The following is a 22,917-nucleotide window of genomic DNA, read 5'->3' as shown; positions in this document are numbered from 1 at the left end:
GGATGGTGCGATTTCCGGGTCATGGAATGGGTTATCGCACCAACCCGGCGGCGCGGGCGGTGGCCTTCAAACCAAGAATTTCGGGATCGCGTCGGCAGAGTGGCGCCGGTGTGCGTCAGTGAAGCGTGATGATGGGCACCATGGCTCTCGATCCCCCCCGGGAGAAGCCGGGCGGCACGGCCGTGGCTGCCGATCCCGACCGGCTGGTCTCGGAGCTCTTCCAGCGCGAGTACCACGCCCTGGTGCGCCTGGCCGCCCTCGTGCTCGACAGCCGGGAGGCCGCCGAGGAGGTCGTCCAGGACTCCTTCGTGAAGCTGTACCGGAAGTCCGGCCGCATCAAGGAGGTGGGTCGCGCGGATGCCTACCTCCGCTCCATCGTGATGAACGGGGCGCGCTCCCGGCTCCGTCGGCGCAGGACGGCGCGCCGGCACCGGCCCGACCCACTCCCCGACGTCGAGGGCGCCGACCGTCGGGTCGTCATGCACGCCGAGAGCCGTCGCTTCCTCGACGCGATCCGGGCTCTCCCGGCGCGCCAGGCCGACTGCATCATCCTCCGCTTCTACGAGGAGCTCACCGAGGCCGACGTCGCCGAGACGCTCGGTGTCTCCCGTTCGACCGTCAGTACCCACATCGAGCGCGGCCTCGCCGCGTTGGCACCTCTGGTGGAGGACGACGATGCCTGACCACGACCGCACCGCGGAGCGCGCGGCCTCCGTCATGGGTGAGTTCGCCGACCAGATCGACGTGTCCGATGACGCATGGGCGAAGGTGCGCGGCCGGATCGACGACGCCCGCCCGGCACGGTCCCGCCGGTTCTGGGTCGGTCTCGGACTGGCCGGTGCGGCCGCTGCCGCCCTGCTGGTCGTCGTGCTCGCCGTGGTCAACCGGGACGACGAGCCCACGATCGCCGACTCGCAGGACACCGTCACCGACGTCGAGCCCGGCTTCGTGGCGCTGACCGTCGACGGTGAGCTCCGGCGCTTCAGCCCCGAGGGGTACGACGAGGGGCTCATCCTCGACACGGAGTGGGGCTTCGTCGAGGGCGACGACTACCCCGCACCGCCGACGTTCAGCGTGACCCCCGACGGCACCGTGTACGTGAGCCGCCCGACGCAGCCGCCCGACTGTGACACCCAGAGCCTCGACGGCGAGATCCTGGCCGTGCCTCTCGAGGGCGGCGAGCCGGAGGTCGTCGTGACCCACGCCTCCTCACCGACCGTCAGCCCCGACGGCAACAGCCTTGCCTACCTGGCGCTCGACGGGGGCCTGCCGTGCGAGGAGCCCGCGGCTGCCGGCGAGCCCGTCGACGTGAACCTGGAGATCCTCGACCTCACGACGCTGGGCTCCGACTCTCCCCGGGTGACCGATCTCGGCACCGTCCTTGCCAACGGATCGCCTGCGTGGTCTCCGGACGGAACATCCCTGGCGCTCACCGAGACGTGCCTCGAATGCCCTGAAGGCCAGATGAGCGGAGTCACGATCCACCCTGTGGACGGTGGCACGCCCCACCGGGCCGTCGTGGCCACCGACATCAGCGCCGGACCCGACGTCGCCTTCGCCGACCCCACGTCGCTCTATGTCGAACGGCCCTCGGAGAACTGCCCCAACCCCATCCTCGACGTGCTGCCACCCGACACCGACGAGTCCTCGTCGGCCGACGCCGCGCTCCCATCCGAGACCCTCCCGTGTGTGAGGATCGCTCGCGTTCCGACGGACGTCACGACGCCGACGGAGCTCTCCGACGCACCCGTGGTCTTCGATGTCTCCCTGATCGACCAGGTGCAATCGCTGTCCACCCTGGTCGGGCCTGACGCCCCTGGGCTCCTCGCCGTCGTCGAGGGCATCGGCTCGGTGGACGGGACCGGCCACGCGCTGGTCTTCGTGGAGGGAGAATCAGCCCCCGGCGTCCTGACCACCGACGTGGTGGCTGCCGCCTGGATCCCCGGAACACGGAGCGGTGACCTGCCGGACGTCTCGGAGATCCGGGTGTTCATGTCGGTCGAGGCCGGCGCCGAACAGATCGACGAGGTGCGTTCGTCGCTGGAGAACGACCCCGACGTCGCGGAGTTCACCTTCGTCGACAAGGAGGACGCTTTCGAGGAGTTCCGGCGGACGTTCGAGGACGACCCCAGCATCTCCGAGAACATCTCCGCTGATGACCTGCCGGTCGAGTTCCGGATCGTGCCCGTCAGTGCCGATTCCGAAGCGGAGCTGGTCGAGCGCTACGGGGCACTTCCCGGGGTCGACACCACCCAGGTCAGCCGGTGGAGCCGCCCGCCTGCTGACGAGGTCGCTGAGTAGCGAACCGGGAAGCCCGCGCCCACGCCGAGATGGTGCGTTTTCCGGGTCATGGGCCGGGTTTACGCACCATCTCGGCCTGGGTTGCGGGAGGTCAGCGGCGGGAGGCCTCCGCGGGAGGGGCTCGGGGCGCTCACCGGGCTCGAACGAGCCGAGGCGCGGGTTGCGGTCGGCCCACATGAGCAGCGGTGGCAGCACCACGAGCGCGCTGATCAGGGCGACGAGGACGTTCAGCGCCACGAGGACACCGAACTGCCACACGAGCGGGAACGGTGACACCGCGAGCACGATGAAGCCGCCGACCGTCGTGAGGCCCGACGCCACGAAGGCGCGTCCGATCCTGACGCCACCGATGTCGATCGCCTCCTCGGGCGTGCGACCGCGTTCTCGCTCCTCGATGTAGCGGGCGAGGATGAGCACCACGAACTCCGTACAGGTGGCGATCACCAACGGTGCCGACACGGCGGTCATCGGGCTGAGCGTGATGCCGGTCACGAACGTGACGACCGACGAGAGACCGACGGCGATCAGCACCGGGATGAGGACCAGGACCACCTTCCAGAGCCGCCGGTAGAAGATGAGGAGCCAGAGCGCCACGGCGCCGAGGCCGGCGAACGTGATGAGCTGGCGGTTGGCCTCGAGCTTCTTGACGAGCTCCACCCCCACGGCGGCGATGCCGGCCTGCGATATCTTCGTTTCATCCGGTGGGCCGCCGACCTCGGGGAACCCGAAGATGTTCGCCTCGATGTCGATAGTTCCGACGGACTGCTCCACGTCGGCCTGCATGTCGTCGATGAGTTCCTCGCGCTCACCCAGCGAGATGGGAGCGATCGGGAACTGGAGCGCCGCCGACTTCCTGTCGGGTGACACGGTCGACTTCAGGACGTCCTCAGGGGCCACGGTGTAGGCAGGGTCCGCGTCGAAGCCCTTGCCGATGAGCAGGTTCATCGACTCCTGGTTCGGCGGCGTCTTGGTGATGTCGAACGACACCCCGTAGAGACTGTTGACGTCCTTGATCGTGTTGTCACCGTCGGGGCCGTGCTTCTCGAGCTGCTGGTTCGTGAACTGCTGCGCCCACGACGACACCTCGTCGGAGGTCACGTCGTCGGCCTCGATGAGCAGCGCCAGCACCGACGAGAATCCCGCCCGCTCCTGGAGGACCTCGAGGTCGTGGATCGTGTCGGTGCAGGCGCTGCCGCCGAGACCCTCCTGGATCTTGCACTGCACGCTGTTCTTGTCCTGCGGGAGCCACTTCTCGGCGTCGGTCTCGATGACGAAGCGCCCCTCGAAGGCGAGGCCCAGCACGATGATGACCACGCCGACGACTGTCATCGGCAGGACGAACCTCTGCATCGAGAACATCATCCCCCGCACGACTCGCTCGAGGAACCCGTGCGGGATCCTGGCCTCGCCCGCCTTCGTGGGCTTCACCTTCTCGCGCCACGCCAGGATCGACGTGGGGACCAGGAGGCCCGCGATGAACAGGGCGATGATCCCCAGCGCCAGCATCACGCCGAAGTTCCCGATCATCGGCACCGGCGAGAAGTTGAGGGCGAGGAAGCCCACGACCGCGGCGATCGCCGCCACGGCGAGCGGGGGCGCCAGCCAGCGCATGAGCCGGCGCATGCCCTCGGGCGCATTGCCGTCCTCGTTGACCTCCTCCTCCATGCGCGAGTGGCTCTGGATGGAGAAGTCGACACCCACGCCGATGAGGATCGGGAGAGCGGCGATCGTGATCAGCGTGAGCGAGATCCCGAGATACCCCATGATGCCGAAGCCCCAGATGGCGCCGATCACGACGATCACGAGCGACAGGAGTCGCCAGCGGACCCGGAACACGAAGTAGAGGACGAGCACCATCACGGCGAACGACAGCCCCCCCAGCAGGGCGAGCCCGGTCTGGAGGTAGTCGTTGATGTCCTGGAGGAGCTGCGGGGGGCCGCCGATCGTGAGTTCGAAGCCCTCGAACGAGTCCTTGTACTTGTCGGCGATCTCGACGACCTTGTCGGCGGCGTCGCCCATGTCGGCGATGTCGATGTTGCCCTGGGTCGTGACGATCATCAGGGCCTGGTCGATCTTGGGGAAGTTGGCGCGCAGGATCGGCCGGATGACGGGGTTGCCCTCGTCGTCGGTGGCGACAACGGCCGGGTCCTCGGCGTCGCTCTCGTAGAGGAGTGCCTCCGAGAGCGTGGGGTTCGACAGGACGTCGATGGCGAGCTGCTCGTGCTCCTGCTGATCGGTGACCTCCGGGAGCCCCAGCGCGACTGTCGCCTCCTCGCCTCCGGCGAGAACCCTGGTTGTCGTCCCCCCTTCGAGGGTCTCGACGGCTGACTTGACCTCCTCGGCCCTGGTCGCGGCCTGATCCTCGGAGCCACCGCCGTCGGTGATCTGCTCCGAGACGAGCGCGGGTGCGTACTCCTCGGCGGTGCCGTAGATCTCGAGGCCCGGGCCGATCTGGCTCGCGGCGAAGTTCATGGCGGTGAGCGGGGTCACGACCGCGTGGAAGAGCGGGTCGCCGTTGGCGTCGGTCGCCGCGCGCAACTCGTCGCCGAACTCGGCGAGCGTCTCGGCGTTCTCCTTGTCGGCGACCAGGTCGATGGACTGCTTCCCGCTGTCCTCTGTGGCCGAGAAGAGCACGAGCATCGGCTCGCCGCCGAATTCCTTCTGGAACCGCTCGTTGTCCTGGGCCACGGGGTTGTCGGCGCCGATGAGGGCGTCCTGGCTGGTCTCGAACTCCAGCCTGGTGATGCCGAACGCCATGATGATCGTGACCACGCCCGCCAGGGCGAGGACCATCTTGTACCGCTTGGTCACGACGTTCGCGAGGCCGTACCAGAACTTGAGCATCGTTCCCCCTGTGTGTCCCCCGTCACATACGAGGGCCGCCACAGGGTACGCAATTCGCCCGACTCGTGCGGCCTTGGCTGACGCAGCCGCTGGGTACACTCCGGCGCGTGGGTCTCCAACGATTCGAGCAGCGTCTGGAGCGCCTCGTCGAGGGCACGTTCTCGAAGGCGTTCCGCAGCGGCCTCCAGCCCGTGGAGATCGCCCGCAAGCTCGTCCGGGCCATGGAGGACGGCCGAACCCTCGGGGTGCGGGGGAAGGTCGTGCCCAACGACTTCACCGTCGAGCTCTCCGGCGCCGACTACGACCGCTTCGAGCACTTCGACGACGTCCTCGCCCGTGAGCTCGCCGACCAGGCCCGCGAGACCGCCCGCGACGAGCACTACAGCTTCGTCGGGCCCGTGGAGGTCCGCCTCGTGGAGAGCGATCGGGTCCGCAAGGGCACCTGTCGCGTGGGGGCCGACATCGTGGAGGGGGCGATGGGGCTCGTCGGTAGCCTCGTTCTGCCCGACGGGCGCCGCATCCCGCTCGGCGACGAGCCCGTCACGATCGGGCGGATGCCCGACTGCACCATCCCCGTCGACGACGCACGCGTCTCGCGCCACCACGCCGAGGTGAAGCCCGAGCCCGAGGGCTACGTCGTCCACGACGCCGGCTCCATGAACGGAACGCTCGTGAACGGTGTCGGCGTGAAGGACCACCTCCTCGTCGACGGCGACGTCATCGGTGTGGGGTCGGCCACGATGCGCTTCGAAGCGTCCTGAGGCGGTTGCGTGTCGGAAAGCCTTCTCACCGTCCTCAAGTTCTGCTTCCTGGCGCTTCTCTTCCTGTTCCTGGTCAGGGTGGTGCGGGTCGTGGCGCTCGAGCTGCGGGCCGCCCCCCTCACGCCCGTCGACGCCGCACCTGCGGCCGGTCGGCGTTCCTCGAAACGGCAGAAGTCCGCCCAGCGGGGGATCCGGATCCTGGAGCCCGCCCAGCTCGCCGGCCAGGTCTACGGCGTCGACGGTGAGATCACGGTGGGCAGGGCGGCCGGGTGCGGGATCGTCCTCGCCGCCGACACGTACGCGTCACAGATCCACGCCCGGGTGTTCCGTCGCGACGACGACCTCTACGTGGAGGACCTCGGCTCCACCAACGGCACCTTCGTGAACGGAACCCGCGTCACCACACCCGTGCGCATCCGCAGGGGCGACCGCGTGCAGTTCGGCCAGACGGTCGCCGAGGCCACCAAGTGAGGTTCGTCGCCGGCGCCGCCACCGACGTGGGCCGGGTCCGAGAGGGCAACGAGGACGCGTTCGTGGTCGACGACCGGCTGCGGCTCTTCGCCGTGGCCGACGGGATGGGCGGCCACCGCGCCGGCGAGGTGGCCTCGGCCACCGCCGTGGAGGCGTTGCGCGCGTCGGTGGCGGCCGGGTCCCCGGTCGATGACGCGATCCGCGCGGCCAACGCGGCGGTGCTCGAGAAGTCCGACGCCGACACCGACCTCGCGGGTATGGGCACCACGATGACGGCGGTCGTCTCACCGGGCGACGGTGATGCCGTGATCGGCCACGTCGGCGACTCGCGGGCCTATCTCCTCCACGAAGGTGAGCTCAGCCAGCTCACCGACGACCACAGCCTCGTGGAGGAACTCGTGCGCGAGGGCCGCCTCACGTCCGAGCAGGCCGAGGTCCACCCGCAGCGTTCGATCATCACGCGGGCCCTGGGGATCGAGAGCGACGTCGACGTCGACCGCTACACCGTGCCCGCCGTGGTCGGCGACCGCGTCCTCCTCTGCTCCGACGGGCTCACCACCATGGTGCGCGCCGACGACATCGCCTCGATCCTCCGGCGCGAGCCGCACCCGGGCCACGCCGCCGAGCAGCTGGTCGACGCTGCCAACGAGGCGGGCGGCGAGGACAACATCACCGTCGTCGTACTCGACGCGGTCGAGGGTGAGGCGGGCGGTGACTCCGACGCGATCGCTGCTGCGGGCGCCGCCGCTGCTGCGTCCGGCGACGCGGAAGCGCCAGACGGCACCGACGAGCCCGACGCCTCGGACGCCGAGTCGAGCGACCACAAGCCCGAGAAGCGCCGGGGCAGGACGCGGCGGTGGTGGCGAACACTCCTCGTGGCCGTTCCCGTCGTCGTCATCATCGTGGTCGCCGTGCTCATCGTGGGCTGGTACGCGCGCCGCACGTACTTCGTGGCGTTCGCGGGCGACAACGAGCAGGTTGTGCTGTACCAGGGTCGTCCCGGTGGCGTTCTCGGGTGGGACCCCACACTGGAGATCACGACCGACCTCACCGCTGACGACCTCACACCGGCGCAACGCATCGCCTTCGAGGACGAGCTGGAGTTCTCGTCGCGCTCGGCGGCCGAGGAGTACCTCGAGGGCGTGGCCGACGACGTCGCCGCCGCCGAGGAGGACGCCACGAGCACCACGACGTCGCCGCCCACCACGCGCTCGCTCACCACGTCCCCGCCCACGACAGCGTGAGCCCCCTCGCCAAGCGCCGCCGGGCCACGGAGCTGGGGCTCGGGATCATCGCCGTCGTCATCGTGACGGGTGGCTACATCCTCGTGGGCCTGGCCGAGCACGCCGACCTGCCCCCCGACCTCGTCGCGATCCTCGTCGGGCTCGTCGCCCTGTTCTTTCTCGCCCACCTGGCGATCCGTCGTTTCGCCCCCCGGGCCGATCCCACGCTCCTGCCGCTCGTCGTCGCACTCAACGGGATCGGTTTCGTCATCATCGCCCGCCTCGACCGCGACCTCGCCCGCGTCCAGTCGATCTGGGCCGCCGTCGGCGTGGCGGCGTTCATCGGCACCCTCGTGCTGGTCCGCCGGGTCCGCATCCTCGAGCGCTACCGCTACACGTTCCTCATGGCCGGCATCGTCGCCCTGCTCCTCCCCCTGCTGCCCGGCATCGGCTTCAGCCTCAACGGTGCGCGCCTCTGGGCCAAGGTCGGGCCCGTCACCTTCCAGCCCGGCGAGGCCGCCAAGGTGCTCCTCGTCGTCTTCTTCGCGGCCTACCTCGTGGAGAAGCGCGAGCTGCTCTCGTCGGGAACCCTGCGCGTCGGGCGCCTGGCGCTCCCCGACCCGAAACACCTGGGGCCGTTGCTCCTCATCTGGGGCTTCTCCCTCGTCGTTCTCGTGTTCGAAACAGACCTGGGCTCGTCGCTGCTCTTCTTCGCCGTGTTCGTCGGCATGCTCTACGTCGCGACCCAGCGCGCCGCGTACGTCGCCGTCGGTTTCGGGATGTTCGCCGTCGGCGCGGTGATCGCCTACCAACTCTTCTCCCACGTGCAGGACCGCGTCACGAACTGGCAGGACCCGTGGCCCGCCGCCGGGGAGGGCAACAGCCAGCTCGTGGAGGCACTCTTCGGTTTCGGTACCGGTGGTTTCGCCGGCCGCGGCTTCGGGCTGGGCAACCCCGACCGCATCCCGGTGGTCGAGACCGACTTCATCTACGCCGCCATCGGTGAGGAACTGGGCCTTCTCGGGACGGTGGCGCTGCTCATCGCGTTCCTGCTTCTCGTCGGCACGGGCTTCCGGATCGCGGTGCAGGCACAGCGGCCCTTCTCCAAGATCTTTGCGACCGGCCTCACGACGATCATTGGTGTCCAGACGTTCGTGATCCTCGGTGGGGTCACGCGCCTCATCCCGCTCACGGGTATCACGTTGCCGTTCGTGTCGTACGGCGGATCGTCTCTCGTCGCCAACTTCGTGATCGTGGCGCTGCTGCTGCGGATCTCCGACGAGACCGCCGCCTCGGCCGAGGAGAAGCTGGAGCGCCAGGTGCGCGAGAAGCGCTCCGCGGGGGTAACCGCGTGAACCGCGCCATCAAGCACCTCGGGTGGGCGATCGTCGTGCTCTTCCTGGCGCTGGCCGGCAACCTCGTGTACCTCCAGGTCATCGAGGCCGACGAGCTCGCCGACGACCCGCGCAACATCCGCACCCTCATCCGGGACTTCTCGGGACCCCGTGGCGACATCCTCACCTCCGACGGTGAGGTCGTGGCGCGCTCGGTGGAGGTCGACGACGAGTTCGAGTACCAGCGCGAGTACCCCCTGGGCGACCTCATGTCCCAGGTGAGCGGCTACTTCTCGTTCAGCCGGGGGAGCACGGGTGTCGAGGCCGCCTACAACGACGAGCTCACCGGGCGCGACTTCGACCTCCAGGTCCGCAACCTCGAAGATCTCGTGCTGGGCAAGGAGAACACCGGCAACGTCGTCCTCAGCGTCTCGGCAGGGGCCCAGCGCGCGGCGGCCGACGCGCTGGGCGGCCGGAAGGGCTCGGTGGTCGTCCTCGACCCGAACAACGGCGAGATCGTCGCCCTGTACTCGAACCCCACCTTCAATCCCCAGTTCCTGGCCAGCCACGACATCGCGGCCGCCGACGAGGTGTTCCGGTCGCTCGAGGCCGACCCTGCCAAGCCCGACCTCGCCCGGGCGTTCCGCGAGATCTACCCGCCCGGATCCGGCTTCAAGATCGTCACGACCGCTGCGGCTCTCGACGACGGCCTGGCGACGCCCACCGAGCCGGTCTTCCCGTCACTCAGCTCGTTGACGCTCCCGCTCACCAACACGACCCTCCAGAACTTCGGGGCGGGCGTCTGCGGCGGCAACCTCACGGAGAGCTTCGTGCGGTCGTGCAACACCACGTTCGGCCAGCTCGGCCTCGACCTCGGCGAGCGCTTCCCGCCGGCCATGGAGAGGTTCGGGATCTACAGCGCTCCCCCGATCGACCTCCGGCCCGGCGCCGTCGACAGTGCGGGCCCCGAGCCGGGCACCTTCGAGCAGAACAAGCCGCTGTTCGCCTTCGCGGGTATCGGCCAGGGCGAGGTGGCCACGACTCCGCTCCAGATGGCGCTCGTGGCGGCCGCCGTCGCCAACGGTGGCGTGGTCCCCGAGCCGCACGTGGGCCGCGAGATCCGTGACGACGAGGGCACGGTGATCTCGCGGATCCGCCCAGGCGACTGGAGGACCGCCATGCCCGCCCAGACCGCGGCGGAGATCTCGTCGATGATGGTCGAGGTCGTCCAGCGGGGCACCGGTACCGCCGCGGCTCTGCCCGACGTCACCGTGGCCGGAAAGACAGGTACGGCGGAGAACTCGCAGGGCCCCACCGACCACGCCTGGTTCGTGGGCTTCGCCCCGGCCGAGAGCCCCCGGTTCGCGATCGCGGTCCTCGTGGAGAACGCCGGCAGCGGCGGGACCGTCGCCGCGCCCGTGGCCGGCCAGGTGCTGGGAGCTCTCCTGTGAGCCCGATGTACCCGAACCCACCGTCGACGCGCCGCGGAACGCACGCGGCCGGGCAGTAGATTCGACAGGTCATGGCCGCGCCCGTCGCCGTCTTCGCCAACCGGTACCAGCTCCAGCGCGAGATAGCCCGGGGAGGCATGGCCGAGGTCTACCTCGCGCGCGACGACCTCCTCGACCGCCCGGTGGCGGTGAAGGTCCTGTCGGCGGAGTACGCACGCGACCCGTCGTTCGTGGAGCGCTTCCGACGGGAGGCTCAGTCGGCCGCCGGCCTCAACCACCCCGACATCGTCGCCATCTACGACTGGGGCCAGGAGCAGGGCACCTACTTCATCGTGATGGAGTACGTGGCGGGCCACACGCTGCGCGACGTCCTCAAGACCGAGGGGGTCCTCTCCCCCGAACGGTCGGCGGGTCTCGCCGCCGAGATCGCCGCCGCGCTCGACTACGCCCACCGCGCCGGTGTCGTGCACCGCGACATCAAGCCGGGCAACGTGCTCGTCGACTCCGACGGCAGCGCCAAGGTCACCGACTTCGGCATCGCCCGCGCCGACACCGGCGAGGCGCTCACCCAGACCGGCTCGGTCATGGGGACCGCCACCTACTTCTCGCCCGAACAGGCCCAGGGGCTCGCCGTCGACGGGCGCTCCGACGTCTACTCGCTCGGCGTCGTGCTCTACGAGATGGTGTGCGGTGTCACGCCGTTCCAGGGCGAGAACCCCGTGAGCGTCGCCTACCAGCACGTGCGGGAGACCCCTCCACCGCCCTCGGAGCACCGGCTCGACATCCCGCCCGATCTCGAGGCGATCATCATGGCGTGCCTGTCGAAGGAGCCCGACCAGCGCTACCAGTCGGCACACGACCTCCGTGAGGACCTCCTGCGTTTCCTGCGGGGGCGACCGCCTCTGGCCGCCCCCCTGGCGCTCGCCGCCGCGGCTGCCGGTGCGGGCGCCGCCACGACGGTCGCCAACCCTGCCGTGGCCGAGGCGTTGCCGGCCGCCGACGAGGAGAAGGACTGGAAGAAGTCGCGCCGGTGGTGGGTGTTCACCGTCCTGCTCCTGCTCCTGGGGGGAGGTATCTGGCTCATCTGGTCGCTCAGCTCCTCGGGAGGAGAGGCGACGCCGCTCGTCGAGGTTCCGGATGTGACGGACATGACAGAAGAGGAGGCGGTGGCCGCACTGAGCGCCGCCGGCTTCGAGGTCGAGGTCGAGCGCGAGATCGCATTCCTGGAGAAGGGCCTGGTGGCCAAGCAGAACCCGCCGGGGGGTGAGGAGGCCCGCGACGGAAGCGTCGTCACCATCACGGTGAGCGAGGGCCTCGGGGAGGTCGAGATCCCACCGCTGGCCGGGCGCACCGCCGAGGACGCACGCGACGTCCTCGAGGACCTCAACCTCACCGTCGAAGAACAGGAGGAGGAGACCACCGACGTCGAGCCGGGCGTCGTGATCCGCACCGAGCCCGCCTCCGGCACTCTCGTCGAGCGGGGCTCGAAGGTCGTGATGATCGTGTCGGCCGGGCCCGGGAGCGTCGAGGTCCCACAGGTCGACGGGTTGTCGGTCAACGCCGCCGTCGAGGCGTTGACCGCCGCCGGTTTCACCGTGCAGCAGGTCCCCGAGCCCAGCGACACCGTCCCGGCCGATCAGGTGATCCGAACCGATCCGGCCGGTGGCTCACAGGCACCCCAGGGCTCCACGGTGCAGCTGTTCGTGTCGAGTGGCCGCCCCAGCGGCGCGGTGCCCGGCGTGGTCGGCAAGGACCAGAGCGCAGCGGAGGCCGAGCTCAGCGCGGCCGGTTTCGTGCCGCGCGTCGTCATCGTGGAGTCGTCGCCGGGCAACGACGGCAAGGTGATCAACCAGAACCCGACCGGTGGCACCAATGCACCCACGGGCACCGAGGTCGTGATCCAGGTCGGCCAGGCACCCACGACGTCGTCCACCACGACCACGGCGTCACCCTGAGGGCGGTCCACCGCCGTGGCACGGTCTCTGCTCCTCGGCTGGTGGGAGACACACGGGCGCCACGACCTCGCGTGGCGTGCGACCCGCGACCGCTGGGCCGTGCTCGTGTCGGAGGTCATGCTCCAGCAGACGCCGGTGGGACGCGTCGAGAAGGTGTGGCCGGCGTTCCTGCGCCTGTTCCCGACACCCGCCGCGGCGGCGGAGGCCGGCCCGGGTGCGCTCATCGAGGCGTGGGGCAGTCTCGGCTACCCGCGTCGTGCGCGCCGGCTGTGGGAGAGCGCCGTCCTGATCGAGAGCGACGGCTGGCCCCGGGATCTGGAGGATCTCCCCGGTGTGGGGCGCTACACGGCCGGGGCGTTGCGGGCGCAGGTCGACGACGTCGACGTCCCGGCCATCGAGGTGAACATCCGACGGGTGTGTGAGCGCGTCGAGGGACGACGTCTCACCACGACGGAGGCAGAACACGCCTCCACCAGACTGGGGCGGCCGCTGCACGGTCGTGACCGGCTCCTCGCTCTCATGGACCTGGGCGCTCTCGTGTGCACCGCCACCGGCCCGGCGTGCGGGGAGTGCCCGCTGCGTCGCCGGTGTGCCACACGTGGGCCGCTCGACGGCGAGACGCGTTCCCGGCAGCCGTCGTACGAGGGCTCGTTCCGACAGAGGCGCGGCGACGTTCTCCGGGCGTTGCGTGAGGAGGACGAGCCCGTACCCGTCGGCGGCCTCGACCGCGATGCCCTCGATTCGTTGGTGCACGACGGCCTCGCCGCGGTCGACAGACGTGGCGCCCGTCTCCCCTGACGCCGGTTCGTGAGGTGGCGGTCCGTGCGAGCCCGGGCCGCTCAGTGCCCGACGAAGTTGGACAGGATCCTGTGACCGTGCTCGGTGAGGATCGACTCGGGATGGAACTGGACACCCTCCACGGGGAGGTCGCGATGGCGCAGGCCCATCACGAGCCCGTCGGCCTCCGCCGTGATCTCGAGCACGTCGGGAACGGTCGAGCGGTCCACGATGAGCGAGTGGTAGCGGGTGGCCGTGACCGGTGAGGGCAGCCCGGAGAAGACGCCTTTCCCGTCGTGGTCGATCTCGGAGGTCTTGCCGTGCATCACCGCAGGCGCCCGGACGACCGACGCGCCGTAGACCTCGCCGATGCACTGGTGGCCGAGACACACACCGAGGACCGGGACACCGGCGTCGGCGAACGCCGCGATCGCCTCGTTGGAGCGACCGGCGTCGGCGGGCCGGCCCGGACCGGGCGAGATCAGGATCCGCTCGGGCTCGAGCGCCCGCATCTCGTCGAGTGCGACCTCGTCGTGTCGGTGCACCGTCGGCTCGGCTCCGAGCTCACCGAGGTACTGCACGAGGTTGTAGACGAACGAGTCGTAGTTGTCGAGGACGAGAACCCGGGTGCCCACGATCCGTCACCGTATCCGAGCACTAGTAGTGCGTCACTGAGGTCCGACTGTCGGAGGTGGCCTCGGTGACGCACTACCGCTGGGTGGCGTGCTCGACGGTGAGGGCACCCTCGAACGGCGGGGCCTCGAGGTCGGTCGCCTTCTCGACGTCGAAGCCGAGCTGGAAGGCCTCGGCATCGCGACGGAGGCGCTGCACCAGGTCGTCGTCCTCGAAGCGCTCCTCCAGCAGATCGGGAGGGCCGATCGCCGTGAACTCGTAGGGTGGTGAGTGGACCGTCCCGTTGATCAGCAACGTGTTGCCGACACACAGCAGCGCGCTCGTCGCCACGACACGCTCGCCGTTGACCGACACCGCCTCGGCGCCCGCTGACCACAACCCGTTGACGACGGCGTGGACGTCACCCGAGTGGATCAGCAGGTCGTTGCGGTTCCCGCTGGGCGCCCTCTCGAGGGACGAGTCGCGGAGGGTCACGACGATGCCGTCGCCCGTCACGGGAGCGAGGCCGGCGCGGGCTCGGGCTGCCTCGATCTGGTCGTGGACGTCGGAGACGTCCGTTGCGCCGCTCTGCACGTCGTCGACCGCCTTGCGAAGGACCGACGTCTCGGCCCGGAGCCTCTCGGTGCGCGACGACTCGCGCTCGATCAGGTCCGCCAGGCGAACACGTTCGGGAACGTCGGTCGTCGGGTCGGCCGGCGGTTGGTCACGCAGGATCACGACCGCCAGGAACCCGAGGACGACGAACCCGACGGCGAGCCACGCCCTGTCGCGCACTAGCCTCGACCTGTGCCCCGCTCACGCGAGACCTCGCGGTACACGCCGCCGAGCCCCAAGAAGGCGCCGCCGTCCCCGCTGTGGTGGGCGGTCACGATGTTCACGCTCATGGTGGTCGGGCTCCTCGTCGTGGTGGCCAACTACCTCAACGCCCTCCCCGGCGACTTCGAGACGCGCTACCTGTTCCTCGGCCTCGGGCTCCTCACCGCCGGCTTCGTGATGACGACCAGATACCGGTAGAAGTATCCCGCACCCACATTGTCCACAGGGTGTGGACAACTCTGTGGGTAATTACAACCTTGGGATTACCACTTACCCTCCTCCACCACGAGCGACATGTCCTCGCGGCAGTGGCGGGGGGCCTCGGGCTCGTCGTCGCCGGGCGCTGCCGTCATCGTGACCTCGGCACCGCACACGATGCACCGGTAGCGGTAGTCGACGGGGCGCAGGCTCCCGGGGTCGATGTCCTCGGGGGGGACGAACGAGCGGAACATGCGCACGAACCAGGCCACCATCAGGTAGAAGCCCACGGCCGCCGCGAGTGCGATCAGCACCCGCACCACGTTCCACACCACGGGGTCAGCCCCTCTCCGTGCGACCGACGGGGCCCCCTCCTCAGAGCCTCTCGATGACGGTGGCGTTCGCCATGCCGCCGCCCTCGCACATCGTCTGGAGGCCCCAGCGCTTCCCGGAACGCTCCAACTCGTTGACGAGCGTGGTCATGAGCCGCGCTCCCGAGGCACCCAGGGGGTGACCCAGGGCGATGGCGCCACCGTTGACGTTGACGCGCTCCATGTCGGGGTTGTGCTCCGCGGCCCAGGCCAGCACGACAGGAGCGAACGCCTCGTTGATCTCGACGAGGTCGATGTCGTCGAGCGACTTGCCGGAACGCTCCAGAGCTGCCGTCGTGGCCGGAATCGGGGCCGTCAGCATCAACACGGGGTCGTCGCCGGCCAGGGCGAACGCGTCAAAGCGCGCCCGGGGCGTCACGTCCAACTCGGTGGCCTTCTCCTCGCTCATGACGAGCACGGCCGAGGCGCCGTCACTGATCTGGGAGGAGTTCCCCGCCGTGATCTTGCCGTCCTCCTGGAAGGAGGGCTTGAGCGCCGCGAGGGCCTCGAGCGTGGTGTCGCGCCGGAACGTCTCGTCGGTGTCGAAGACCGAGGCGCCGTCGTCCGTGGTGATCGGAACTCCGATGATCTCCTTGTCGAAACGACCCTCGTCGGTCGCCTGGGCCGCCAGCGTCTGCGAGCGGACAGAGAACTCGTCGAGCTGCTCGCGGCTCAGCCCCCACTTCTCGGCGATCATCTCGGCGGAGATCCCCTGCGGGACCCCACCGGGCACCATCTCGGCCATCTTGTCGGAGAACGGCAGCCCCCAGTCGGTCATGATCGACGCGCCCATGGGTACCCGCGTCATCGACTCGACCCCGGCCGCCACGACGACGTCGTAGGCCCCGGCCATCACACCCTGCGCGGCGAAGTGCAGGGACTGCTGCGACGAGCCGCACTGGCGGTCGATCGTGGTGCCCGGAACAGAGTGGGGGAAACCGGCCGTGAGCGCCGCGTTGCGGGCGATGTTGACTCCCTGCTCACCGACCTGCATGACGCAGCCCATGATCACGTCGTCGACGAGTGCAGGGTCGAGGTCGCTTCGCTTCACGAGCTCCTCGAGGGTGAGCGCAGCCAGATCGACGGGGTGGACGTCCTTGAGGCTCCCGTTGCGCTTCCCCATCGGGGTGCGGACTGCGTCGACGATCACGGCGGTGGGCATGGGGTCCTCCTGGTGGGTGGTGCACCTCGGGTCCGTGCGGCTCGGACGGCGCAGCGACCATTGTCGTCGGCTCTCTTCACCACGGGCAACACGGAAGCGAACGCCGATCTTCCGGGCGTCGACACCGGGGCCGATGGGCCGAGGGCTATCGTCGGCTCCGTGCCCCGCAACATGGACGATCAGCTCGGCAGCGCCGGAATGCCGCTCCTCGACACGCTCGGGGTGAGCTTCGACGCCTACGGCGAGGGATGGTCGTCAGCCGTGTGGACCCCCACGGACGTCTGCGCCAATCCCATTGGCGTGGTCCAGGCCGGCGTGCACGCGGTCGTGCTCGACGCAGCGTGCAACTTCGCGCTGCTGGCGGGACTCGAGCGGGGGGAGCACGGCGTCACGGTCGAGATGAAGGTCGCCAACCTGCGCGCGGCGCTCGTCGACGACGAACTCGTCGTACGGGGCGACGCTCTTCGCATCGGAACGAGCGTTGCCCATCTCGAGGCGACGGTCAGCACGTCACCGGACGGCGACAAAGGCTCCCGGGTCGTCTCGAAGGCGTCCGCGACATTCGCCGTGCAACGACGCGACGACTGACGCCGCCCGCTTCCGCGGTGCCTCGACTCAGACCGCTGCCGCTGCGGGCGGTTCCTGCTCGTCGCCGCCCGCCGTGACGGCGGCCGGAAGTGTGAACGTGAAGGAGGACCCGACGCCCAGGATGCTGTCGACCCACACCTCACCGCCGTGGAGCTCCACGAACCGGCGGACGATCGACAGGCCGATGCCGGTTCCCCGGCGGGCCCGGTCGGTGGTGCCGACCTGGTAGAAGCGCTCGAACACGCGGTCGATCTCATCGGGCGGGATCCCGTCGCCCTCGTCGGTGACCGACACGTAGACGTCGGGTCCGGTCCTCTCGGCTCTGACCACCACCGTCGTGGACGGCTCGGAGTACTTCACGGCGTTGGTGAGGAGGTTGGTGAGGATCTGACCGACGGCGTCCGGATCGGCGACGACCGACAGGTGACGGGGCACGTCGACGGTCAGAGTGTGCTCCTCCAGAACCGGAGCGAGGTCGCGGGTGACGTCGTCCACCACGACGGCGAGGGAGCAGAGTCGGGGGACCACCTCGGCACGGTTCGCCTCGACGCGCGTGAAGTCGAGGAGCTGGTCGATGAGGCGGGCGAGCTCGTCGGCGTTGCCCGACGCCCGGCTGAGCAGCTCTCGCCGCTGGCTGTCGTCGAGCTTGTCCCAGTGGAGCAGCACCGTGTCGACGAACCCCTTCACGGCGGTGAGCGGCGTCCGGAGCTCGTGGCTCACCATCCCGAGGAACTCGCTCTTCACGCGGTCGGCCTCCTCGAAGCGCTCCGTCGCCTCCTTCTCCCGCTGGTAGGCCTGCGCCCGGGCAATGACCATCGCCGCCTGCTCCGCGTACGCCTCGAGCAGGTGGCGCTCCTGCTCGGACCCGGCACCGGTGCGGGCGAAGAGCACGTTCATCACCCCGATCGGTTCACCCCCGAGATGGAGCGGCACGACGACCTGGGACTCCACACCGGTGCCCGCCATGACACGGCGCCACTCGGCCGCCCACTCCGGGAACTCCTCGTCGAGGGCGATGTCCTCGATCACGACCGACCGGCCCGTGGTCAGTGCTCGGGCGAGAGGCGAGGTGCCGGCAGCCAGTTCCCGACGGGTGTAGTCGGCGATCTCCTTGTCGGTGAAACCCACCCGTTCGGCGATGCTCCCGGTCAGAACGAGGTGGTCGTCTTCCCTGAGCATGACGGCTGTCCCGTAGGCTCCGACGGCCGACGACACCGCCGCGGTGACCGATTCGAGCGTCGTCGACAGGTCGGGCAGCGACGACACGCTGCGCATCGCCTCGTAGAGGCGGCCGAAGTGCTCGATCTGGCTCCGCCTCTCCACGGAGATCCGATCCGACACGAGAGCGACACCGAAGAAGGCGATCGTGACCGAGACGAGAACGACCGGCTCCATCCGGTCCGCCGGGGGAGCGAGCGCCTGGGCGATCCACACGAGGACGCTCGCTCCTGTCGCTGTGGCCATACCCGCACGGAACCCCCAGACGATCGCGCAGAAGAGGACGGCGATCCCGTAGGGGAGTAGTGCCACACCGAACGCGCCGGGGACGACGAGCGTGACGGTGAAGATGACCACGAGCCCGAGCAGCGCGTTGATGACGCTCGCGGTGTTGTTCCGGGCCGAGGTGGCGACGAGGTCGACGGCAGTGGCGACGAGCCCGTATCCGACGACGAAGCCTACGAGCGTGAGGCGGTCGGCCGTGTCGAGCCCCGGCACGACCGAGAAACACACGGCGATGACGGCGCACAGCCCGAGGCGCACCTGGATGCCCCGGCGGTGCACCCGCTCGACGTAAGGCCGCGGCAGGGTCGTGCGGGCGCCCGCTGCGTGCTGTGTGTCGGCCACACGTGACGATCGTCCGAAACGGGCGAGGAGCACAATGGCCCGTTCGGGCTAGTTACCGCCTCACGGCGACGTCGTGGGCGACCGGAGAGCCCCGACGCCCGCGTCGTAGCCTCGCGGGAGAGGACTCGTGCATCCGGAGGGTTGCGGAGATCGTGGAGATCACTGAGGTCAACGCGCTCGCGTACCTCGCCGCGTTCGGAGGCGGGATCATCTCGTTTCTCTCCCCCTGCGTCCTCCCTCTCGTGCCGGGCTACCTCTCCATCGTCACCGGCCTCGACGTCGCCGAGATCCAGGACGGCGGCCGCGACACGATGATGCGCATCACCCGCGACACCGGCCTGTTCGTGCTGGGCTTCACCGTCGTGTTCGTCCTCCTCGGCGTGTCGGCGTCCACCGCCGGGAGCTTCTTTCTCGACAACCAGGCCCTCCTCACCCGGATCTCGGGCGTCATCATCCTGGCGATGTCCCTGTTCATGCTCGGCTCGCTCTTCCTCCAGGCGCCCTGGCTCTACCAGGAGAAGCGGTTCCAGCCCGACACCGGCCGGCTCGGGGCCTTCGCCCCACCCGTCACCGGTGCAGCCTTCGGGTTCGGGTGGACGCCGTGCATCGGGCCCGTGCTCGGCTCGATCCTCGCCATCGCCGCCACCCAGGGCCGCGCCTGGGCGGGAGGGTCGCTTCTCTTCGTCTACTCGCTCGGCCTCGGCATCCCGTTCCTCGTCACAGGCCTGGCCTTCGGGCGCATGGCCGGGACGCTCGCCTGGGTGAAGCAGCACTTCACGACCATCGTCGCCGTGTCGGCCACGCTGCTCGCGGTGTTCGGGATCCTGCTCATCTTCGACAGCTTGAGCTGGGTGTCGTCGCAGCTCATCGAGATCATGGACTCGCTCGGGTTGGAGCGCGTCACGCGCATCGGATGACGGCCGTCACACGCCACCGCCTTCTCTCCTCGAAACGGACACGTCATGGCCAACGGACCTGACAGAGTCACGACGCCACCGACGGGGCGTTCGACGCGGGGCCGGGCCGCGGCACGCGCCGACGCCGAGGCGGTGGCACGGCGCCGTCGCCGGGCTGTCACGGGTGTCGTCGTTGCGGGGGTCACGATCCTCGTCGGTGTCGTCGTTCTGGCGGTCGTGGTCTCCGACGATGCGCCGTCCGGCGACGTGACGGCATCGTCCTTCGACCTCCCCGCCCTCGGCGCCGACGAGGGGGAACGGGTGAAGCTCGCCGACTACGAGGGGACCCCCGTCATCGTGAACTTCTTTGCGTCCTGGTGCACGAACTGCGACGCCGAGCTTCCCGACTTCGACCAGGCCGCCGACGAGTACGCCGGTGAGGTGGAGTTCGTGTTCGTGAACGCCAACGAGAGTGCCGACTGGCGACCCATGGCCGAGCGAAACGACATCCTCGACAACACGCTGGCCAAGGACGTCGGTGCCGACAACAACGACCTCTACCGTGAGGTCGGTGGCACCATCGGCATGCCGATCACGGCCTTCTACGACGCCGACGGGAACCTCGTGCACACCGAACTCCAGGCCATGACGCTCGAGCGGCTCCAGGAGCAGATCCGCGGGTCGTTCGGCATCGAGCCCGCGCAGGAAGCAGCGTAGGAGCTAGGAGCGGCGACGTCCCGCTCGCCACACGGCGAAGACCCCGGCGAGGACCGTCACACCGATCTTCGTGAAGTCGAGCACCGGCTGGACACGCACACCGTTCGGGCCGACGTCGATCACCGCGACCGGTCGCGCCTCGCCGTGGCCCCCGCCACCACCTCCCCCGCCGTCGCCACCCGACTCCCCACGGTCGTCGTCCCCGCTGTCGTCGCCACCGCCGGCGCCGAAGCCGTAGCCGCCCGACCGCTGGATGGCGGCGGCCGTGATCACGACGTGGTCACCGACGTGCTCGGGCTCGCCGAACACCTGGCGGGCGGTGAGACCGTCGACGAAGCTCTCGAGGAGCGCCTGCGAGCGCTCGGCCGTCGTCCGGAGCAGGGCGACGGTGTCGCGGGTGCCTTCAGCCGGGTCGTCGCTTCGAGGTGTCACGTTCGTCGCCTCCATGCCTGCAAGCCGACGAGAAGGGCGAACGCCGCCACGATCAGCCGCTGAACCGTCCGATGGGTGTCGTGGACCCGGATCGTCTGCGCCCCGCCGCCGGGGCCGACCACCTGCACCCGGAGCGGTCGGAGATGCTGGCGCACGAACCCGAACCGACGGGTGGCGTGGGCGCGGGTGGAGACACGCGCCACGGGCGTGACCGACCACCCGGCCTCGACCACGGTCGCGTCGGAGAGATCCAGGGTCCGTCGGCGCACGACCGCACACGGTAGCGAGCGGGGTGTCGTCCGTCGAGCGTCGCGATTCGCCGCCGCCTCCGTGCTGCCTTCCGGGTCCCGCGCACCTCCGGGTACGATGGCCCCTGACCGGAGGCCACTTCCCGACATGACACCCGCCCGCCCGCCCTCGGACGCGGACATCCTCAGCATCTCCGAGGCAGCCAAGGAGTGCTCGCTGTCTCGCTCGACGATCCGGCGTTTCGCCGCCCGCGACCGCTTCCCGAACGCCTACCGGGCGAACGGCAACGGCAGTGGGCCGTGGCGGATCCCCCGGGCCGACCTGGTGGCGGCGGGCCTCATCGAGGGCGAGGGTGCCGGGATCCCGGGCGGAAGCGGCCCCACGTCACCCGGGCCGGAGAAGCGGGCTCCGCTCCCGCTCGGGCCGGCCTCCGATGTCGAGGTCGTCGAGGTTCTGCACCAGCTCCACGCGCGCCTGCACGACATCGAGGTCAGGGTCGCCCGACTCGATCAGCGCGCCGACGTGAACGACACGCTCACCGCCGGACAGGCGCGCGCCATCGAGGAGCTCACCGTCGACATGGAGTCGCTCGGCCGCACGCGCTCCCGGTCGCCGCGTCGCCCCCGGGGATCGGCCCGGTCGCGCTGGTCACTCAACATCACGTTCCTGGTGATCATCGCCATCGTCATCGGCGGCCTCTACGTCTTCACGCGGCTCGGCGACGACACGCCGCCGCAGGCCACGGTGCCCGACCTCGTCGACGGGAATCCCCCCGTCGGGGACGTGCTCGACCTGCCCGACGAGGTCGGCCTCGACGCCGTCGTGCAGTTCACCGAGAGCCCCGACACGACCGTCGGAAGCGTGCTGGCCCAGGACCCCGAGGCCGGGGCGCGCGTCGACGAGGGCTCCGACGTCACGATCGTGGTGAGTGCCGGCCAGGGCGAGGTCGACGTGCCCGACGTGATCGGGGAGTCGTTCGACGACGCCCGGGAACAGCTGTGGTTCAACGGGTTGAACGTCGAGAGGAACGAGGACCGGATACCCAGCGACGAGGACGTCAACACCGTGGCGCGCCTCGATCCCGAGCCGGGCACCACGCTGGACCGCGCCGGCACCGTGACGGTCTTCCTGTCCAACGGCGAGGCGCCGGAGCTCTAACCGGGCGGCCCCGACACACGTCATATGACCACTACACTGAGCATATGACTCGTCAGATGACCGCAACTCAGGTGAAGGCCGGGATTCTTGCCCTGCTCGACGAGGTCGCCGCGGGCGACGAGATCGAGATCACGAAGCACGGACGCACCGTCGCCCGTCTCGTCCCGGCCACCGGCGCCGGTGCGCTGCGCGGCGCCGCCGAGGGCATGGCCATGACCTGCGCCGACGACGAGGAGCTCTTCGCCACCGGCGCAGACTGGGAGCTCGGTTGACGACCGTACTGCTCGATTCTCACGTCGTGCACTGGTGGTCGGCTGAGCCCGACCGCCTCAGTGCGGCTGCGCTCGACGCGGTGGAGAGTGTGGACGAGCTCGCCGTCGCTTCGATCTCCTGGTTCGAGCTCGCGTGGCTCGCCCGGCACGAGCGCATCACCCTGGCGGTCCCGCTTCGGGCGTGGCTGCGCGTCCTCGCCGACCGGCTCCGCACCATCCCCGTCACTCCCGAGATCGCCGCCACCGCCGTGTCGTTACCCAGCTCCTTCCCCGGCGATCCGGCCGACCGTCTCATCTACGCGACGGCCGTCGAGCACGGCTGTCAGCTGGTCACCAAGGACCGACGACTCCGCGAGCACCCGCACCCCGGCGACACCACCATCTGGTGATGTCGCCGGCGACGAGATCGGGCTCGGCACGGACGTCGCCGGTCCGACCCTCGCCGTCCGGCCACTCACACGAA

At 69.7% G+C, this 22,917-nt stretch carries 23 protein-coding genes and 1 pseudogene; 16 read left to right on the top strand and 8 right to left on the bottom strand.

Going from position 1 to position 22,917, the window contains the following annotated elements:
* The first annotated feature begins 140 nt into the window (after positions 1-140).
* Entirely contained in the window at positions 141-683 is a 543-nt protein-coding gene (locus R3A49_12305; GenBank protein MEZ5171511.1) for a sigma-70 family RNA polymerase sigma factor, read from the top strand.
* Positions 676-2,301 (top strand): permease-like cell division protein FtsX, encoded by a 1,626-nt coding sequence (locus tag R3A49_12300; protein ID MEZ5171510.1) that lies wholly within the window; start codon positions 676-678, stop codon positions 2,299-2,301. Before R3A49_12305 ends, R3A49_12300 begins: the two co-directional genes overlap by 8 nt.
* A gap of 180 nt (positions 2,302-2,481) precedes the next feature.
* On the opposite strand, the pseudogene R3A49_12295 reads toward R3A49_12300, so the two are convergent.
* Positions 2,482-4,359, bottom strand: a pseudogene (locus tag R3A49_12295) (MMPL family transporter).
* 893 nt (positions 4,360-5,252) lie between these two features.
* Here R3A49_12295 and R3A49_12290 point away from each other — a divergent pair.
* The 7 genes from R3A49_12290 to R3A49_12260 all read left to right on the top strand — a co-directional run bounded on the left by R3A49_12290 (position 5,253) and on the right by R3A49_12260 (position 13,138).
* Positions 5,253-5,906, top strand: a complete 654-nt coding sequence (locus R3A49_12290; protein ID MEZ5171509.1) for a DUF3662 and FHA domain-containing protein — start codon at positions 5,253-5,255, stop codon at positions 5,904-5,906.
* A gap of 9 nt (positions 5,907-5,915) precedes the next feature.
* A complete protein-coding gene (locus tag R3A49_12285) occupies positions 5,916-6,377 on the top strand; it encodes an FHA domain-containing protein (GenBank protein ID MEZ5171508.1) in 462 nt (153 codons plus the stop codon).
* On the top strand, positions 6,374-7,621 hold the full coding sequence (locus R3A49_12280) for a Stp1/IreP family PP2C-type Ser/Thr phosphatase (GenBank protein MEZ5171507.1): 1,248 nt from the start codon (positions 6,374-6,376) through the stop codon (positions 7,619-7,621). Before R3A49_12285 ends, R3A49_12280 begins: the two co-directional genes overlap by 4 nt.
* Positions 7,618-8,955 (top strand): FtsW/RodA/SpoVE family cell cycle protein, encoded by a 1,338-nt coding sequence (locus tag R3A49_12275; GenBank protein MEZ5171506.1) that lies wholly within the window; start codon positions 7,618-7,620, stop codon positions 8,953-8,955. Before R3A49_12280 ends, R3A49_12275 begins: the two co-directional genes overlap by 4 nt.
* Positions 8,952-10,385: a penicillin-binding transpeptidase domain-containing protein gene (locus R3A49_12270; GenBank protein ID MEZ5171505.1), complete on the top strand. Its 1,434-nt coding sequence runs from the start codon at positions 8,952-8,954 to the stop codon at positions 10,383-10,385. Before R3A49_12275 ends, R3A49_12270 begins: the two co-directional genes overlap by 4 nt.
* A 71-nt stretch (positions 10,386-10,456) precedes the next feature.
* Positions 10,457-12,340 (top strand): Stk1 family PASTA domain-containing Ser/Thr kinase, encoded by a 1,884-nt coding sequence (gene pknB / locus R3A49_12265; GenBank protein MEZ5171504.1) that lies wholly within the window; start codon positions 10,457-10,459, stop codon positions 12,338-12,340.
* A gap of 15 nt (positions 12,341-12,355) precedes the next feature.
* The gene (locus R3A49_12260) at positions 12,356-13,138 is read left to right on the top strand and encodes an A/G-specific adenine glycosylase (GenBank protein MEZ5171503.1); all 783 of its coding nucleotides are present in this window, start codon (positions 12,356-12,358) and stop codon (positions 13,136-13,138) included.
* A 41-nt stretch (positions 13,139-13,179) separates the two neighbouring features.
* Here R3A49_12260 and R3A49_12255 read toward each other — a convergent pair whose 3' ends face one another.
* Entirely contained in the window at positions 13,180-13,752 is a 573-nt protein-coding gene (locus R3A49_12255; protein ID MEZ5171502.1) for an aminodeoxychorismate/anthranilate synthase component II, read from the bottom strand.
* A 73-nt stretch (positions 13,753-13,825) separates the two neighbouring features.
* Complete coding sequence (locus tag R3A49_12250) at positions 13,826-14,524, bottom strand: DUF881 domain-containing protein (protein ID MEZ5171501.1); 699 nt, start codon at positions 14,522-14,524, stop codon at positions 13,826-13,828.
* A gap of 12 nt (positions 14,525-14,536) precedes the next feature.
* Here R3A49_12250 and R3A49_12245 point away from each other — a divergent pair, with 12 nt between their 5' ends.
* Positions 14,537-14,764 (top strand): cell division protein CrgA, encoded by a 228-nt coding sequence (locus R3A49_12245; protein MEZ5171500.1) that lies wholly within the window; start codon positions 14,537-14,539, stop codon positions 14,762-14,764.
* Between the two features lie 65 nt (positions 14,765-14,829).
* Here R3A49_12245 and R3A49_12240 read toward each other — a convergent pair whose 3' ends face one another.
* Both R3A49_12240 and R3A49_12235 read right to left on the bottom strand, forming a co-directional pair.
* Entirely contained in the window at positions 14,830-15,099 is a 270-nt protein-coding gene (locus tag R3A49_12240; protein ID MEZ5171499.1) for a hypothetical protein, read from the bottom strand.
* A gap of 40 nt (positions 15,100-15,139) precedes the next feature.
* Positions 15,140-16,297 carry a thiolase family protein gene (locus R3A49_12235; GenBank protein MEZ5171498.1) on the bottom strand — a complete coding sequence of 386 codons (1,158 nt, stop codon included), beginning with the start codon at positions 16,295-16,297 and terminating at the stop codon, positions 15,140-15,142.
* Between the two features lie 159 nt (positions 16,298-16,456).
* On the opposite strand from R3A49_12235, the gene R3A49_12230 reads away from it, so the two are divergent.
* Positions 16,457-16,885 (top strand): PaaI family thioesterase, encoded by a 429-nt coding sequence (locus R3A49_12230; protein ID MEZ5171497.1) that lies wholly within the window; start codon positions 16,457-16,459, stop codon positions 16,883-16,885.
* 27 nt (positions 16,886-16,912) lie between these two features.
* On the opposite strand, the gene R3A49_12225 is transcribed toward R3A49_12230, so the two are convergent.
* Positions 16,913-18,730, bottom strand: a complete 1,818-nt coding sequence (locus R3A49_12225; protein ID MEZ5171496.1) for a GAF domain-containing sensor histidine kinase — start codon at positions 18,728-18,730, stop codon at positions 16,913-16,915.
* Between the two features lie 152 nt (positions 18,731-18,882).
* Here R3A49_12225 and R3A49_12220 point away from each other — a divergent pair, with 152 nt between their 5' ends.
* Together R3A49_12220 and R3A49_12215 are read left to right on the top strand one after the other, a co-directional pair.
* Complete coding sequence (locus tag R3A49_12220; protein MEZ5171495.1) at positions 18,883-19,647, top strand: cytochrome c biogenesis protein CcdA; 765 nt, start codon at positions 18,883-18,885, stop codon at positions 19,645-19,647.
* Positions 19,648-19,692: 45 nt separating this feature from the next.
* A complete protein-coding gene (locus R3A49_12215) occupies positions 19,693-20,343 on the top strand; it encodes a TlpA disulfide reductase family protein (protein MEZ5171494.1) in 651 nt (216 codons plus the stop codon).
* Between the two features lie 3 nt (positions 20,344-20,346).
* Here R3A49_12215 and R3A49_12210 read toward each other — a convergent pair whose 3' ends face one another.
* The gene (locus tag R3A49_12210; protein MEZ5171493.1) at positions 20,347-20,775 is read right to left on the bottom strand and encodes a hypothetical protein; all 429 of its coding nucleotides are present in this window, start codon (positions 20,773-20,775) and stop codon (positions 20,347-20,349) included.
* A complete protein-coding gene (locus R3A49_12205; GenBank protein ID MEZ5171492.1) occupies positions 20,772-21,044 on the bottom strand; it encodes a hypothetical protein in 273 nt (90 codons plus the stop codon). Before R3A49_12205 ends, R3A49_12210 begins: the two co-directional genes overlap by 4 nt.
* A gap of 127 nt (positions 21,045-21,171) precedes the next feature.
* Between R3A49_12205 and R3A49_12200 the strand changes: the two genes are divergently transcribed.
* The 3 genes from R3A49_12200 to R3A49_12190 are packed head-to-tail and all read left to right on the top strand — an operon-like array spanning position 21,172 to position 22,843.
* Positions 21,172-22,182 carry a PASTA domain-containing protein gene (locus R3A49_12200; protein ID MEZ5171491.1) on the top strand — a complete coding sequence of 337 codons (1,011 nt, stop codon included), beginning with the start codon at positions 21,172-21,174 and terminating at the stop codon, positions 22,180-22,182.
* Positions 22,183-22,238: 56 nt separating this feature from the next.
* A complete protein-coding gene (locus R3A49_12195; GenBank protein MEZ5171490.1) occupies positions 22,239-22,454 on the top strand; it encodes a type II toxin-antitoxin system prevent-host-death family antitoxin in 216 nt (71 codons plus the stop codon).
* The gene (locus R3A49_12190; GenBank protein ID MEZ5171489.1) at positions 22,451-22,843 is read left to right on the top strand and encodes a PIN domain-containing protein; all 393 of its coding nucleotides are present in this window, start codon (positions 22,451-22,453) and stop codon (positions 22,841-22,843) included. The genes R3A49_12195 and R3A49_12190 overlap by 4 nt, the downstream gene beginning before the upstream one ends.
* Positions 22,844-22,917: the final 74 nt, after the last annotated feature.

This window comes from Acidimicrobiia bacterium, from assembly GCA_041394025.1.
Taxonomy (GTDB): Bacteria; Actinomycetota; Acidimicrobiia; order IMCC26256; family JAOSJL01; genus JAOSJL01.
The sequence above is the reverse complement of the archived record's forward strand: the minus strand, read 5'-3'. Positions and strand labels throughout refer to the sequence as shown.

Coding starts and splice junctions, on each gene's coding strand:
- R3A49_12305 (MEZ5171511.1), top strand. CDS start 141: ATGGCTCTCGATCCCCCCCGGGAGAAGCCGGGCGGCACGGCCGTGGCT.
- R3A49_12195 (MEZ5171490.1), top strand. CDS start 22,239: ATGACCGCAACTCAGGTGAAGGCCGGGATTCTTGCCCTGCTCGACGAG.
- R3A49_12235 (MEZ5171498.1), bottom strand. CDS start 16,297: ATGCCCACCGCCGTGATCGTCGACGCAGTCCGCACCCCGATGGGGAAG.
- R3A49_12200 (MEZ5171491.1), top strand. CDS start 21,172: ATGACACCCGCCCGCCCGCCCTCGGACGCGGACATCCTCAGCATCTCC.
- pknB (MEZ5171504.1), top strand. CDS start 10,457: ATGGCCGCGCCCGTCGCCGTCTTCGCCAACCGGTACCAGCTCCAGCGC.
- R3A49_12215 (MEZ5171494.1), top strand. CDS start 19,693: ATGGCCAACGGACCTGACAGAGTCACGACGCCACCGACGGGGCGTTCG.
- R3A49_12300 (MEZ5171510.1), top strand. CDS start 676: ATGCCTGACCACGACCGCACCGCGGAGCGCGCGGCCTCCGTCATGGGT.